The 15,795-nt window shown below is 34.4% G+C and carries 15 protein-coding genes and 4 pseudogenes; 8 read left to right on the forward strand and 11 right to left on the reverse strand.

All coding sequences use genetic code 11. The features are described from left to right. Nucleotide 1 precedes the first annotated feature (1 nt). Nucleotides 2-235, forward strand: a complete 234-nt coding sequence (locus ABLV90_RS02175) for a DUF896 domain-containing protein (RefSeq protein ID WP_069817870.1) — start codon at nt 2-4, stop codon at nt 233-235. A 106-nt stretch (nt 236-341) separates the two neighbouring features. Here ABLV90_RS02175 and ABLV90_RS02180 read toward each other — a convergent pair whose 3' ends face one another. Beyond that, on the reverse strand, nt 342-1,196 hold the full coding sequence (locus ABLV90_RS02180) for a fructosamine kinase family protein (RefSeq protein WP_460872053.1): 855 nt from the start codon (nt 1,194-1,196) through the stop codon (nt 342-344). A 265-nt stretch (nt 1,197-1,461) separates the two neighbouring features. Here ABLV90_RS02180 and ABLV90_RS02185 point away from each other — a divergent pair. Together ABLV90_RS02185 and ABLV90_RS02190 are read left to right on the forward strand one after the other, a co-directional pair. Further along, nucleotides 1,462-2,527, forward strand: a pseudogene (locus ABLV90_RS02185) (quinone-dependent dihydroorotate dehydrogenase). A 77-nt stretch (nt 2,528-2,604) separates the two neighbouring features. Then, entirely contained in the window at nt 2,605-3,027 is a 423-nt protein-coding gene (locus ABLV90_RS02190) for a universal stress protein (protein WP_069817867.1), read from the forward strand. An 87-nt stretch (nt 3,028-3,114) separates the two neighbouring features. On the opposite strand, the gene ABLV90_RS02195 is transcribed toward ABLV90_RS02190, so the two are convergent. From ABLV90_RS02195 to yut, 10 genes and pseudogenes are all read right to left on the reverse strand, one after another. Beyond that, on the reverse strand, nt 3,115-3,930 hold the full coding sequence (locus ABLV90_RS02195; protein WP_427706196.1) for a Cof-type HAD-IIB family hydrolase: 816 nt from the start codon (nt 3,928-3,930) through the stop codon (nt 3,115-3,117). Between the two features lie 57 nt (nt 3,931-3,987). After that, complete coding sequence (locus tag ABLV90_RS02200; RefSeq protein ID WP_427706194.1) at nt 3,988-4,368, reverse strand: VOC family protein; 381 nt, start codon at nt 4,366-4,368, stop codon at nt 3,988-3,990. A 165-nt stretch (nt 4,369-4,533) separates the two neighbouring features. After that, nucleotides 4,534-4,944, reverse strand: a complete 411-nt coding sequence (locus ABLV90_RS02205; RefSeq protein WP_069817864.1) for a MarR family winged helix-turn-helix transcriptional regulator — start codon at nt 4,942-4,944, stop codon at nt 4,534-4,536. 253 nt (nt 4,945-5,197) lie between these two features. Continuing rightward, nucleotides 5,198-6,115: an ABC transporter substrate-binding protein gene (locus tag ABLV90_RS02210; protein WP_427706192.1), complete on the reverse strand. Its 918-nt coding sequence runs from the start codon at nt 6,113-6,115 to the stop codon at nt 5,198-5,200. 130 nt (nt 6,116-6,245) lie between these two features. Next, complete coding sequence (locus tag ABLV90_RS02215; protein WP_427706190.1) at nt 6,246-6,935, reverse strand: ATP-binding cassette domain-containing protein; 690 nt, start codon at nt 6,933-6,935, stop codon at nt 6,246-6,248. Further along, nucleotides 6,932-7,708, reverse strand: a complete 777-nt coding sequence (locus tag ABLV90_RS02220; protein WP_460872054.1) for an ATP-binding cassette domain-containing protein — start codon at nt 7,706-7,708, stop codon at nt 6,932-6,934. Before ABLV90_RS02220 ends, ABLV90_RS02215 begins: the two co-directional genes overlap by 4 nt. Further along, nucleotides 7,701-8,523, reverse strand: a pseudogene (gene nikC, locus ABLV90_RS02225) (nickel transporter permease). The gene ABLV90_RS02220 and the pseudogene nikC overlap by 8 nt, the downstream one beginning before the upstream one ends. Next, a complete protein-coding gene (gene nikB / locus ABLV90_RS02230; RefSeq protein ID WP_069833156.1) occupies nt 8,523-9,500 on the reverse strand; it encodes a nickel ABC transporter permease in 978 nt (325 codons plus the stop codon). Before nikB ends, nikC begins: the two are co-directional and overlap by 1 nt. Continuing rightward, on the reverse strand, nt 9,497-10,975 hold the full coding sequence (gene nikA, locus ABLV90_RS02235) for a nickel ABC transporter substrate-binding protein (RefSeq protein ID WP_427708141.1): 1,479 nt from the start codon (nt 10,973-10,975) through the stop codon (nt 9,497-9,499). The genes nikB and nikA overlap by 4 nt, the downstream gene beginning before the upstream one ends. A 118-nt stretch (nt 10,976-11,093) precedes the next feature. Next, nucleotides 11,094-11,999, reverse strand: a complete 906-nt coding sequence (gene yut, locus ABLV90_RS02240; RefSeq protein WP_427708143.1) for an urea transporter — start codon at nt 11,997-11,999, stop codon at nt 11,094-11,096. 215 nt (nt 12,000-12,214) lie between these two features. Here yut and ABLV90_RS02245 point away from each other — a divergent pair, with 215 nt between their 5' ends. From ABLV90_RS02245 to ABLV90_RS02265, 5 genes and pseudogenes are all read left to right on the forward strand, one after another. Then, complete coding sequence (locus ABLV90_RS02245) at nt 12,215-12,517, forward strand: urease subunit gamma (RefSeq protein ID WP_069817856.1); 303 nt, start codon at nt 12,215-12,217, stop codon at nt 12,515-12,517. A 15-nt stretch (nt 12,518-12,532) separates the two neighbouring features. After that, nucleotides 12,533-12,931, forward strand: a complete 399-nt coding sequence (locus ABLV90_RS02250) for an urease subunit beta (protein WP_427706180.1) — start codon at nt 12,533-12,535, stop codon at nt 12,929-12,931. Continuing rightward, nucleotides 12,928-14,644 (forward strand): annotated as a pseudogene (ureC, locus tag ABLV90_RS02255) (urease subunit alpha). The gene ABLV90_RS02250 and the pseudogene ureC overlap by 4 nt, the downstream one beginning before the upstream one ends. Nucleotides 14,645-14,654: 10 nt before the next feature. Further along, nucleotides 14,655-15,108: pseudogene (ureE, locus tag ABLV90_RS02260) on the forward strand (urease accessory protein UreE). Beyond that, nucleotides 15,101-15,790, forward strand: coding sequence for an urease accessory protein UreF (locus ABLV90_RS02265; RefSeq protein WP_460872055.1), 690 nt, complete (start codon nt 15,101-15,103; stop codon nt 15,788-15,790). Before ureE ends, ABLV90_RS02265 begins: the two are co-directional and overlap by 8 nt. Nucleotides 15,791-15,795 lie beyond the last annotated feature (5 nt).

A 15,795-nucleotide genomic window follows, 5' to 3' on the forward strand; every position in this document is an offset into this window, starting at 1 on the left:
TATGACATTATTAGATAGAATTAATATACTCGCAAATAAAGAAAAAGTTGAAACATTGAGCATTGAAGAAAAACAAGAACAACATGTATTAAGACAAGAATATTTACAAATGATTCGTGGACAAGTTGTTAACACATTCTCAACTTTGAAAGTCGTTGACCCTTTAGGTGAAGACATTACGCCAGATAAAGTCTATGAATTACGTGAAAATATGGGTACTTTAGATTTAAATTAAATTTATAACTATATAATAAATATTCACAAAAAACGGCTGTGCGCTTTCATATCAAAGCGCACAGCCGTTTGTTATTTCTAAGTTTCACAATATGCAGTTACTTATATCAATCATTTAAAATTTGTTGCATTGAGCGATCAACACTATTCGCATACATATTTCCAAATTTTACTAAGTGCACCATTAATAAATAAAGTCTATAAAATTCTAAGCGTGCCTCTGCGCCATCGCTCAATGGATAATGCTTATTATATTCATCATAAAATGCTTGAGTAAAACCACCAAACACAGTAGTAATACCTAAATCAAATTCTCTATCACCATATAATGGTGCCGGATCAAATAGCGCGTGCGAACCATCTTCCAAGAACATGTAGTTGCCTCCCCATAAGTCTCCATGTAACAAGGATGGTTTGCTTGTATGTTGATTCAACGCCTCTATAATGACCTTACGTACATGTGCATATGTTTGAGCATCATCATCTGTCCAGCGTTTTAATCGCAATAATTCATCTTTTAAATGATCCAGACGGCGTTCCACGAATAATGTTGTCCATGAATCTGTCCAGCTATTATCAAATGAAATATCTCCGCCTTCATAAGGTAAATCAAAGCCAAATTTTCCAGCTGATTGTTGGCTATGCATTTTCGCAACAAGCTGTCCTAATTCTTTTTGACTACCGGTCGTACCTTCATCTAAAAAGGTTAATAATAAATAAGCATCGCCATTAATTTCTCCACTCCCAATTACTTTAGGCGCAGTAATTTGAGCTTGCTCAAAAAGGTTTAAACCTGCAATCTCTGCTGCAAAGAACGCTTCATTACGATCACGTTGCACGAGTAAAAAATAAGTTTCATCGGGCGTTTTCACTTGAAATGCTTCATTCACATCTCCACCACCAACAGATGATATAGATTCTATATGATTTAATGGAAGTTGTGCTTGCCATTCTTGTTTCATTTGTACCCCTCCATAACTTTTCAACTATAATATCGTTACTTCATTATTATTACCGTTTTCAACATATATTAATCAATAATGCTTATTGTCATACATTTTATGTGACACTTCTTAAAATTATCTTGATTTACTCTAGGCATATATTCAGTAAAATGCTAGTCTATTAAAGACATCATTTTCAATATGGCCAACAATATAAATTAACTTTTGGCTTAAATACATATTTTCAATACTAATAAAATTCGATTAACGGAGTGATAATCTCATGTATAAACTAATCAAACCTATTTTATTTCAATATGATCCTGAAAAAGCACATGGTATGACGATCGACGCACTGAAATTCGTACAAAAACATTCTAAATTATTACCAGTCATCGAACAATTATTTCATTATGAGCATGCGGCCCTACATCAAAAAATTCATGGTATTCATTTTAACAATCCAATTGGTCTTGCGAGCAGGCTTTGATAAATCTTGTGAAGTTCCTAAAGCTTTAGAAAAAGCAGGATTTGGTGCAATAGAACTCGGTGGTGTTACACCTAAACCACAGCCTGGTAATCCAAAACCACGTATGTACCGATTAGTTGAGGATAATGCTTTAATTAACCGTATGGGCTTCAACAATTTAGGTATGAATAAGGCACTTAGTAACTTACGTAAATATAGCTATCAAATACCTGTAGGTTTGAATGTGGGCGTGAATAAATTTACTGATTATGAATCACGTTATCAAGATTATATAAAAGTAATTGATACATTTAGAAATGATGTAACTTTCTTTACTGTGAATATTAGCTCACCTAACACTAAAAATTTACAAAGCTTCCATGACAAAGATGAATTCTCACAGCTTTGTTCTGCAATTCAATCATATAAAGACAGTCACGATATCAACGTTCCTATTTTTATCAAGCTGACTTCAGATCTTGATTTAGATAGTTTAGGTCGTATGTTGGACCCTATCGTTGAAACTTTTGATGGCATTATTTTAGCTAATACCACTCAAAAACGTGAACAGTTACATTCTGACAATCAACATGAAACTGGTGGTTTAAGTGGTAGACCACTATTTGAGCGTAATCTAGAACTCATTTCTTATGCTTACAAACAAACAAATGGTCAGTTTTTAATTATTGGTACTGGTGGTATATTTAATACAAATGACGTTATTACAATGATGCGCCATGGTGCTTCACTGGTACAACTCTATAGTGCATTAGTATTTGAAGGTCCAGGTCTTACTAAAAAATTAAATAAGAACTTGGCAAAATATCTTAAAACAGAAGGTTATGCGCATATAAGTGATATTATAGGATTAGACGTATAAAATTCAGCAATTATTTAATTTAAAATCATATTACATTATTTTTATTAGGGTATGTAAATAATAAAGGAGGCGCTATTATGTACAAGAAAATACTATTAGCTTATGACTTTGGCAACACATTCGATAACGTTCCGAAAGAACTACAAAACTTAACTGCCGGCGTAGATGACGCAGAAATTACAATTTTCAATGTTATTTCTGAAGGAGAATTGCAAACCTCAGTACGCTATGATGGTAAACATTTTGAAGAATTAGCAAACGAAAAGGGCAAAGAACTTGATCCATTTGTTCAAAAATTAGAAGATCTTGGTTTAAATGTTCGCGTGAGATTTAGTACAGGGTACATCAAGCAATCTATTCTACAAGAAGTAGAAGAAAATCATTATGACATTATCGTCATGAGTAATAAACGTGCAAAATCAGACATTAAAAATGTCCTAGGCAATGTCACTCATAAAATTGCTAACAGCGCGAATCTTCCTGTATTAATTATAAAATAATAGGTATATAAATAAGGAAGCCTCCATCTAAATCTTGGAAGCTTCCTTATTTTTTTAGCATTATCGTCGATTATTTTCGACTTCTATTTATTCTTGATCCTCTTGATTCAAGTATCTTTCAATCACTTGTAATACACCAGAGTCATCATTAGATGGTGCACGATGTTGGGCTATTTTTTCAAGTTCTGGACTACATTTTGCCATAGCATAACTATGGGTCGTCAGTGCAAGCATTTCTAAGTCATTATTAGCATCTCCAAAAGCTAATAATTCGTCTTTATCTATTCCCCATTGGTTTAAAAGTGCTTGAATCGCCACACCTTTATTCACACCAGGTAAAATAAGATCCACACTCTCAGCACCGCTTGTCACGGCACGTATTTCGTGTGCATATTCACTTTCCAAACCAGCTTTAACTTGCTTTACGATATCGTCATCTTTGATTCTCATCGCCACTTTAACAAACTGGTCATCTTTGATATCACTAAAGTTTTCAACTTTTTCAATATCATAGTAATAGTTGGTAATAAAATTCATAAATTCATCGCTACAATTACTTTTAACATATGCTGATTTAATCCCACTTACTATAACGTCAGAGATATTATAATCCACCATAATTGTCTGTAAAATGTCAAAAGTAAGTTGCTGGTCAAAATGTGAGGAAGATACTAACGTATCATTAACATATGTAACAGCACCATTTTCTGCTACATACGTAATTTGTGATTCCTTGCCTGGGAAATATGATCGTAATTGCGCATATTGGTTTCCACTTGCTACAATAAATTTTATATTACGTTTCGTTACTTCTTCAAATATTTTTTCAAAATATATTTCATCAAACGTATGATTGGATTTAAATAACGTTCCATCTTTGTCTACTGCAATTGCTTTTATCATCGGTATACATCCTTCCAAATTCGTTATCAACCCTAACAATATATGTTACTACTTACTTTACATCACAATAATATTAAATAAATGACCATCTATGTCACTAAACAAACCACCATAAAACCCTTCTAGCATCGTACCGCTCTGCAATACTTTACCGCCTGCTTCTTCAACTTTATTCAATAATGCATCAACCTCTTGGAACTGGGATACGGAAATAGAAACTAATGCTTCATTTGAGCCTATATTAGAAAGGTGAGCTGCTTTTTTAAATTGGCTATGCTCAATAAGCATGATAATTTTATTATCAATCGTTTGAATTCCTCTCATTTTATCCAAAACAGCGTCATTTTGCTGAATTTTAAAGCCAATTGCGCTATAAAATGCTTCGCTTGCTTTAAGGTCTTTTACTGGTAAATTTAGCCACGCTGATTGTATATCCATTTTAACATGCCCCCTATTTTTACTCACCATACCATATCTCACTCTATATGGGGCATTAATCATCTGCTTTAAACTACATAATCCTTATCCACTTACATTGTGATTATACTTATAGTTCAAGTAATTATTTCCTAGGTTATACTATAAAAGCTAAAATCTAACGAATTAATCATCATTAATTTGAGTGAGTTTACGAATTTGCGATAGGTCGATCTTTTCAATCAATTGTTCATATGTGTTTAATGCCTTTTTAGTCATTGTTAATCCTTCTTCAGTTAGATAGATATACATAGCACGCTGATCTTCAACACATTCTTGTCTATAAACGAGCGGACAATCCATTCTTTCTATCCTAACGATTAAACGCGACATTGCACTTTGACTCAAATCTACAATTTTGATTAAATCATTCATTTTATATTTTTTTCCTGTTGCTTTATAAATTTCGTATAGTACATAAAATTCTTTTAAGCTTAAATGATATTGTTGTTTTAACGTTTTTTCTATTAATGATTCTGTATAGTGCACATATTTTGTCATTTCAATCCAATTATTTATTTTTTGCTGTTGTTCCATATAACATCCCCCAATACTTATCTAACATCTCTATTTATTCTTATTTGAATTTATCGATTTAAATTACGTCTAAGCTTGATTCAACTGTTAATCCCATAATTTACCATTAAAAAGTGAGCGCATTCACTTAAGATTAACACATTCATTATTAAATAAAAAAGTACGCCTAAATACAACTAGCAACTTACTTTTTAATAAAAAAACATACTGGAAGGCTTTATAAATAAAAAGTCCTCTCAGTATGTTCAGCTCACTATGAATTGCTATTTAATAATTTCTCTTTTAGATCTTTACGTTCATATTCTAATGAATATGGATCATTCAACCAATAAATACCTTCATCTACTTTAAATGTATGATTGTTTTGTACCGCTTCAGTATTTTTCCAAATTTCTTTATTTTCAAATGATAAGTCTGACCCTTTTGCTACAGGAGTCACAACATAATCGCCAGCCATTTCAGGAAGCTCTTCTTCTGAGATATCAGCTAAATCATTTTTCTTCGTTGCTTTTTCTACTGTCTCTGGCATTTTCAGACCAAATGAGTCATATAAAATCTCACTACCATGACCATATGTCTTACCTAGTGCATAGATTTTTTTATCAAAGTCTTTGATGATAGACACTGTTGTATCTGCGCCAATGGCATCTTTAATTGCTTTACCATCATCTTTTGTTTTTTGCTCCCAGTCTTCAACCCATTTTTTTGCTTTATCTTCTTTGCCAACAATTTTCCCAAGTTCTAAGTGTTGTTCTTTATAGTCATGTTTTGCATAATCAAAGGCAACAGTAGGCGCTATTTTTTTCATTTTTTTTAAGTTTTTATCTGTATTATAAGTAATGATTAAATCTGGTTTGAGTTTCGCGACGCTTTCTACATTTTCAGCATCTACCTTCTCAACATCTTTAAATTTTTCTTTTAATACTTTACTGTCATCAACGATATTCGCAACACCTACAACATTTGCATCAAGTTGTTTTAAACCACCTGCATATGTTGCCCCTAAAACGACAATACGCTTAGGATCTTTAGGTATTTTCACTTTATCTCCTGAGTCTTGTTTGTAAGTTGTTTTTTCGCTATCTTTTTTAGACGACTTGCCTTCTGAGCCATTGCTACACGCCGCAAGTACAAGCACCAACACTAACAAAGGTAATAATAGTTTCTTCATTGTTTATGTCCCCTTTTTTTATAGTATTTTAAATTATACAGGAAGTTGTATTAAACACAATCATATATAAAGAATTACTATTTGAAATTCTAAATGATTGTGAATGTTATATAAATAAACAGTTACTTTCTTAATATATAGAAAGTAACTGTTTTGTATATTCATGCCGTTGATCACTAAATAAATCTTCTATACTAAAATCGTCTACAATGTGACCATTTTTCATTACAATAACTCTTTCAACCAAATGATTTAAAAAGGCCATATCATGCGAAATCATCAACATGCCTTTTTGTGTTCTGTGATGATAATCTTTTAGTACTTCAATCATTTTTTGCTCTGCAATAACATCTAAGCTAGCTGTGATTTCATCACATAAGAGCATATCTGGTTCCAACATCAGTGTACGTATTGTATTAAATCGCTGTAATTGGCCGCCACTTAATTCATCAGGTAACCTATCTAACAACTTAGCATCTAATTCCATAAATGTCATCAATGCTTTCATTCTTCGATTTACATCACTCGTATCCGTGCCTTTATAATACTGTATAGGTTCTGCTAAGGATTTTCCTATATTAAACTTCGGATTAAAACTATCATATGCATGCTGAAATATAGGTAATAATGTTAATCCATGTGTGTTGATTTGTCCCTCGGTCGGTTGAAGTAAACCTAGCATGAGATGCGCTAAAGTGGTCTTTCCTGAACCACTTTCACCTACGATACCAATAATTTCATCCGCTTTTATAGTCAGGTCAATATGAGTTAAAATAGGCGCTTGATCATATTTAAAGTTTATTCCTGTTAATTCAATCATAAACATTCTCCCTTCTTAGGCTGGCTACGGGAATTAAATAGCTCCAAGCTATAGGGTTTTACATTGTGATTTTTAAAGGCTGTAACATGATTAGAATCTATCACTTCTCCGTGACGAATTACATGAATCCAGTCACTAAAATCTAAAACGTGGGATAAATTATGTGTGATGATTAATAACGTCACTTGATGCACTTCTGCTAAATGTTTAATTAAATTCATTACATTATAACCCGTTATCGCATCTAATGATGAGGTTGGTTCATCGGCGATAATGACTTCTGGGTTTAACATCAAAACACTCGCAATTTGTACCCTGGCAAGTTGGCCTCCAGATAAGCTAAAACAGTATCGTTCCATAACTTGATCAGGTGCTAAATCTACCCATTGTAATGCTTTTGTGACAAATTGCTTTGCCACTGTTTTTTTCACTTTATAGTGCATTCTATAAATAGCCATAAGTTGCTTACCAAGTTTTGTATGATCATTAAAGCTGTGTGTGTAGTCCTGAGAAATAAAGCCTATTTCTTTGCCTAATAAAGTATGCATATCTCTGACAACTTGATTTTTGTAATGTAGTGCATCGAATTCCATATCTAATGCGCGTGGTACACGTTGAACAAGTGCTTTAGCAGTTAAACTTTTACCAGAACCACTTTCACCAACTAGGACATTCACTTTACTTTGCTTTAGTCCTAGATTGATATTATGGATGAGTTCAGTTCCTGAATTATCTTTGATTGATAGATTGGATATCTCGAGTATATTAGTCATCCAAATCACGCTTCCCTTTTAATAATTTATCTCGTAACGCATCACCAGCTAAATTGAATAATAATATTGTTAGTGTAATTAAAGTTGCTCGGCACAATTAATAATAATGGATAAGAACTAATATAGTCACGTCCAGCATTAAGCATTGCCCCCCATTCAGGTGAAGGTGGTTGCGCACCTAATCCTAAAAAGGATAGTGATGAAATATAAAGTATGATTTTACCAAAATCCACAGTCATCAGCACAATAATAGATGGCGTAACTTGTGGTAAAAAATGCTTCCAAATAATTGTACGCGTTGGCACATTAAAAAGCTTAGCCATTTGTATATAAGGTTTCATCATTTCACTGCTTACTACAGAACGCGTAAGTCTTGTATATGTCATCCATTTAATTATTGTAATGGCGATGACTAAATTCCAAATACTTGGTTTAAAAAAGCCGGCAAATGCAATCATCAATACAAATTCTGGAATACTTAGTCCAATGTCAATTAAACGCATAATCACTGTATCAACGATGCCTTTTTTGTAGCCTGCTAAAAGTCCAAGTGGTACACCAATAATTACTGTAACAAGTAATGTAACCAAACTAATGAGTAAAGTGTATCTTGCTCCAACAATAACTCTCGATAATAAATCTCTACCATAATCATCTGTGCCTAACCAATGGACCAAACTTGGCGTTTCCAAAGCATTACCTAAATGTACTTCTAATGCACTATGAGTTGAAACAAAAAATTGCGCTATGATAATTATGATGAGATAGAAGGCAAAAACATAGAAAATGAGATTGTGTTTATTCATATGTTTCATTACATCTCACCATCCTGACGCGCTACTTTAGTCTTTTTACGTTTTTTATTGTATCGCCGTTTTGGATCTAGCCATAATAGCAGTAAGTCACTGATTGTGTTAGCTAGAACTACAAGGAACCCGATCATAAGGACTGCACCTTGCACGACAGGATAATCCCTTGCTCGAATACTATCGACTAAGAAATGGCCAATACCTGGTATGCCAAATAAGTTTTCAATAACCACTGTGCCTCCAATAAGACTGCCTATAGACATACCCAAGACTGTAACGACCGGTAAAATAGCAGGTTTAAACAAGTCTTTCCATAAAATATAACGTTCAGACATCCCTCTGAGACGAGCCGCTTCTACTTCTTTTGATTGGTACAATTCTACTAAATTAGAACGCATTAACCTGACATAATAGGCACTCATACCTATGCTAAGTGCTATCACAGGTAAGACGTACCCCGCTAACGAATCTAATCCGGATGATGGGAGTAAGTTGAGTTTTTGAGCAAACACATAAATCAATAATGTTCCCAAAAAGAAAGACGGTATACTAACAGTAAAAGATGTTACTATACGGATCAATGTATCAATCCAAGTATGATAGTATTTCGCCGCAATAATACCTAATGGCACTGCTACAATAAAAACAATAATAATAGTCAAAACAGCTATGAATGCTGTAGGTGGCGTATAATAAATCAATTCATTGATTACAGGTTCACCGGTTTGATAACTCGTACCAAAGTTCAATTGTACAATTTGTCCTAACCATTGAATATATTGGATGACTACGGGTTGATCTAAACCTAATTTTTGTTTAGTGGCTTCAATTTGTTCACTTGAAACATTAGCTACATCTAAATGTAAGATTTTGTCGACTGGGTCTCCTGGCGTAAGTTTCATTAATATAAACGTGATAGTAGAAAGGACAAACAATACAATGATCATTTGTCCAATTCTAGAAAGTATATTTTTTAATATCATTGTTTTTTATCTACTTTATAATCGATAAGGTAGACGCCTTCAGGTGTTGCTTTTAAGTTTTCTACATCTTTACTCATACCGACGATATTATCATTATATGAAATATAACTATTTGCTAAGTCTTTGTTCGTTATATCAATAATTTCATTCGTTAAATGATGACGTTCATTTGTATCTACTGTTTTATTAAATTGATTTATTAGTTCAGTCACTTTGTCATTGTCATAATCACCTGCGTTAATCGCACCTTCTGGTTTGTACGCTTGGTTGAAGAAATAACCTGTGTCTCCTCTTGGAATCGTACCAAAGCTATAAAGTGACGCATCCCACTGACTTTTATCTTTGAGATAACCTTGAATATCATCGACATTACGTAATTTAATATCAATATTTGCTTTTTTAGCATCTGATTGGATGACTTGTGCAATTTTTGGAAGCTCTGGACGTCCATTATATGTTGAAACTGTTAATTGTAATGGATGTTCTTTTGTATAGCCTTCTTTTTCCATGATTTGCTTGGCTTTATCTATATCTTGTTTCTGTACTTGTTGATTCTCTATGAAATCTAATTTGGTATTAAAAGGCCCAGTCGCTGGTTTAGCGTGACCTTTAGACACATTTTCAGCAATACTTTCACGATCTATGACTTTATCAAGTGCTTCGCGTACAGGTTGCGTCATCTTATCGCTTGTATGGTTATACAAGAGTAAGCCTGTTCTAAATCCTGAGACATTTGATACTTTTGTTTTATCACTCTCTTTTAGTGTTTTTACTTTTTCAACAGGTACATCTGTAATGACATCTGCTTTACCTGATTCTAAATCACTTGTCCGTGCGTTACCATCCTCTTGATATGTAACATTGATATGATCTAGTTTCGGTTTACCTTGCCAGTAGTCTTTATTTTGATCTAACTTAATTTTTTGAGATTGCTTATAGTCTTTAATTTGATATGGCCCAGTACCAACAGGGGTTTTATTTACATCGCCTTCTGCTTCCGTATCATAGATTGCAGAAAATGGACTAGCAAGCTCTGAAACTAACTCAGGATATGCTTCTTTTGTCGTAATCGTAACATTTTGTCCATCTACTTTAATGTCTTTGATAGGAAGTGAACCTTTTACTAAGTCACTTTTCTCAATACTTTCTTCTAAACTAGATTTCACTGCTTTACCAGTCACTTTTTTACCATTTTGGAATTTAATATCATCTTTTAATTTTAGATCTAGTTGAGTTGGTGACTTTTGATTATATGATTCAACTAATAATTTTTGAACTTTCCCTTCTGCGGAGGCTTTAAACAAAGATTCTGCTGCGCCAATTTTCACTGGTACATCTGTTTCATAAGGGGCGATTGAAGTTGTTTTTAAAGGTAATTCAATGTCTAAAGTGTTTCCTTTAGATTGACTTACAGATCCACTGCAACCTGCTAAAGTAATTGCCGCGGTTGCAAACAATACAACTATTTTTTTCATTTATATTCCTTCTTTCTAAAAAATCACTCTTAAAATCAATTAGAAATTTATAGTTTAAAACTCATACAATAAGGCTTACTATCCTTTCAGCCCTATTGTTTTAAGTTTAAATATTATATCACTCTATTTGTTGTTCTTTCATTTGATTACCCGCAAATAGCATAATCCATGTAGCAATAATAAATGGCAATGTAAATACCGGCAAGCCAAATGGTGTTAATAGCGTAGTCATGCCCGCATGTAAAACGACAGTTAGCAAAATGCCTAACACAATACTTATATAACGCGGAATTCTAGTACTAAACGCTACACCTAAAGCTAACACTGTAAGTATGACATTATAGCCAAACAGGCCATCATTAATTTGGTCGTGATTGCCACCAAGTATCGTGACTGCCGCAAAACCTATAATATTTGCAATTATTGCAAATGTACCAGCTTTTCTAGAAGCAATAAAAATACCAATAAGAATTAATATACCCGCAATCATATTTTTGAGTAAAAAGATTTCACTGAAGCCCGTTAAAAATGCACTTATAAAGTCGATACTATGACCAGAAAACTCAATTTCCTGAACAGTATTCGGTAAAATATTTACATCTGCATTCACAAATTTAAATTGGAATGACATGAGTAATACAATCCAACTTACAAATACATACGGCATTGTTAACATTGGCACACCAAATGGTTTGAAAAACTCTCTAAATGCCGAACCAATAGGCATTGTTATAATAATTGCCACTAATACAATAACCACACTATACCATTCTGGTACTAAAAATAATGTTAATGCAATGGCAGTAAGTACGGGATTAAATCCGGCCAATCCTGTATTGATTTCCTCTTCGGAATAATTCGTTCGTTTTGCAAGTAATAAGGAAATGACACTTGCACTCAAAGCCATTAGCCCCACTTTCCAATTACCTACAAAAATACCTGCTAAAACAAACAACCCTGTCCATGGATTGTTCAATAATAATACTTGCGCAATATTCTTCAATATTATCCGAATAGCGTCCACATCGTCACCTGATTTCTATATACTTTGACTTAAATAATAATATATTAATATCCACTAAATTTAAAGAGATACATATCGCCCGTAATAAAATTCATTTTTTTATTTTTTCACACTCTCAAGGGGTTATTCTTGTAGTTAAATAGTATTCGGAATATCATTATATAGCGGACATAATTAACGTACACGATATAAATAATGGAAAGGTAGTGAAGCTCGTGCATTTTACACAACGTGAACAAGATAAGTTGATGTTAGTCGTAGCATCAGATTTAGCACGTAGACGTCAACAACGCGGTTTAAAATTAAATTATCCTGAGGCAGTAGCCATAATTAGTTTTGAACTGCTTGAAGGTGCTAGAGATGGGAAAACCGTGGCTGAACTGATGAGTTACGGAAAACAAATATTAAGTGAAGATGATGTAATGGAAGGCGTTGCCGACATGCTAACAGAAATGGAAATTGAAGCGACTTTCCCTGACGGAACTAAATTGATTACCGTCCATCACCCAATCGTTTAAAGGAGGATTTATATTATGAAACCTGGTGAAATTATAGTTAAACGTACAGAAATAGAAGTAAATAAAGGTCATAAATCCACAATACTTAATGTGAAAAATACTGGAGATCGACCAATACAAGTTGGCTCACATTATCACTTTTTTGAAGCAAATCCAGCGCTAGATTTTGACCACGAAAAAGCCTATGGTAAACGACTAGATATTCCGGCAGGTGCAGCCGTTCGTTTTGAACCAGGTGATGAGAAAGAAATTCAACTCGTTGAATATTCTGGCAAACGAAAAATTTATGGTTTTCATGGTGCAGTAAACGGGCCAATTGATGAATCTCGTGTCTATCGAGATGAAGATTTATCAACAGAAGAAGTTAATGAAGAAAACGAAAATGCGAATAAAGAAAGTGGGTATAAAGCATGAGTTTTAAAATGACGCAATCACAATATACAAGTCTTTATGGTCCAACTGTTGGTGACTCTGTAAGACTTGGAGATACAAATTTATTTGCAAGAGTAGAAAAAGATTACGCTACGTATGGCGACGAAGCAACATTTGGTGGCGGTAAATCTATCAGAGATGGCATGGCTCAAAACCCTAATGTCACGCGTGATGATAAACAAGTTGCAGATTTAGTTATGACAAATGCAATGATTATCGACTACGATAAAATCATTAAAGCTGATATAGGTATCAAAAATGGCTATATTATGGCAGTCGGCAAAGCTGGTAACCCTGATATTATGGATAACGTAGATATTATCATTGGTGCTACGACGGATATCATTTCTGCAGAAGGCAAAATCGTAACTGCGGGTGGTATCGATACACACGTTCACTTTATTAACCCTGAACAGTCACAAGTTGCACTTGAAAGTGGTATAACTACACATATTGGTGGCGGTACTGGTGCATCTGAAGGTGCAAAAGCAACTACAGTTACTCCAGGACCATGGCACCTACACCGCATGTTAGAAGCAGCGGAATCATTGCCATTAAATATCGGTTTCACTGGTAAAGGACAAGCAGTAAATCACACTGCATTAGTAGAACAAGTACATGCTGGTGCGATTGGCTTAAAAGTACATGAAGACTGGGGCGCAACGCCCTCAGCATTAGACCATGCTTTACAAGTCGCAGATGACTATGATGTTCAAATCGCATTACACGCCGATACATTAAATGAAGCTGGTTTCATGGAAGAAACGATGGCCGCAGTAAAAAACCGCGTATTACACATGTACCATACAGAAGGTGCTTGGTGGTGGCCACGCGCCAGATTTAATTAAATCTGCTGCCTATCCAAACATCTTACCTTCTTCTACAAACCCAACGCTTCCATACACAGTAAATACTGTAGACGAACATTTAGATATGGTCATGATTACCCATCACTTAAACGCCGCAATCCCTGAAGATATCGCATTTGCTGATTCACGTATTCGTAAAGAAACAATTGCGGCAGAAGATGTATTACATGATATTGGCGTATTTAGTATGGTAAGTTCTGATTCTCAAGCTATGGGACGTGTCGGTGAAGTTATCACACGTACTTGGCAAGTTGCGCACCGTATGAAAGAACAACGCGGCGCATTAGAAGGTGACAGTAAACATAATGACAATAATCGTATCAAACGTTATATAGCGAAATATACGATTAACCCTGCAATTACACATGGTATTTCAGATTACGTTGGTTCTATTGAAGAAGGCAAACTCGCCGATATTATCATGTGGGAACCTGCTTTCTTTGGCGTAAAACCAGACGTTATCCTTAAAGGCGGACTCATTAATACAGCCATTAATGGAGATGCTAACGGTTCTATCCCTACTTCCGAACCATTGAAGTACCGTAAAATGTACGGACAACTAGGTGGCAATATGCAAAGTACTTCAATGACTTTCGTATCTTCAACAGCATACGAAAATGATATTGATAAAGTACTCGGCTTAAAACGTAAAGTGAGACCTGTTCGCAATATTCGTAAGTTAAGTAAAGCAGATATGAAAAACAACAATGCAACACCAAAAATAGATGTTGATCCACAAACATATGAAGTATTCGTAGACGGTGAAAAAATCACAAGTGAACCAGCTACTGAACTACCGTTAACTCAACGCTATTTCTTATTCTAGGAGGTAAAAAATGATCATCGAAGAAATTGTAGGAAATATCGCTAACATTGCTGATAGTGAAAAAGGTAAGCATACAGAAAAAGTATACTTGGAAAACTCTGATTTAGTTAAACGTATTCAGCGTGTAACGACAGACCATGGTAATGAAATTGGTATACGTTTAAAACAACCTATTGATTTACAATATGGTGATATTTTATATAAAGACGATACGAATATGATTATCGTAGATGTGAATTCTGAAGATTTACTCGTTATTAAACCACGTACGCTCCAAGAAATGGGAGAGATCGCGCATCAACTTGGAAACAGACATTTGCCAAGCACAATTTACAGAAACTGAAATGCTTGTACAATACGACTACTTAGTAGAATCTTTATTAAAAGATTTAGGGATTCCATACGAACATGAAGATCGTAAAGTAAATAAAGCATTTAGACATATAGGTCATTCACATGACTGATCATGCACACCTACGTCTGTTTCAATTTTGTGATTCCCAATTTCCGACAGGTGCATTTAGTCATTCATTTGGACTTGAAACTTATATTCAGCGGGACACAGTACATGACGAAGAAAGCTTCCAACAATGGCTCACGCTATTCTTAAACGAACAATTGACATACGCAGATGGCTTAGCCATGCGCCTTGTCTATGATGCGCTCAATCAAAATGATTCAGAATCTATATTGCGATTAGATAAAATTCTTTTCGTGCAAAACTTACCAAAAGAAACACGACAAGGTTCAAAACAAATGGGTAACCGCATGGTCAAACTCGCTTCAGAACTTTATGATAGTGACTGGATTGACTGGTACAATGCACAACTAAAAGAGAAGAAAGCCAAGTTGCATCCTGCCATTTGTTTTACGATGCTCGGACATCATTTAGGGGTCGATATCGAAACAATTATTGATTATTATTTATATCAAAACGTGTCTAGTTTAACTCAAAATGCTGTACGTGCAATTCCTTTAGGGCAAACTGTTGGTCAACGTATTGTCCATCATATGATTCCACTTATGAAAGAGACAAGAGACCATATCATGACATTGGATGAATCCCAATTAGGCATTACTGCGCCAGGATTAGAAATCAACCAGATGGAACACGAGAACGTCAATGTAAGAATTTTTATATCTTAGGAGGA

Source organism: Staphylococcus sp. 2S1 (assembly GCF_046721335.1).
GTDB classification, from domain to species: Bacteria; Bacillota; Bacilli; order Staphylococcales; family Staphylococcaceae; genus Staphylococcus; species Staphylococcus equorum_A.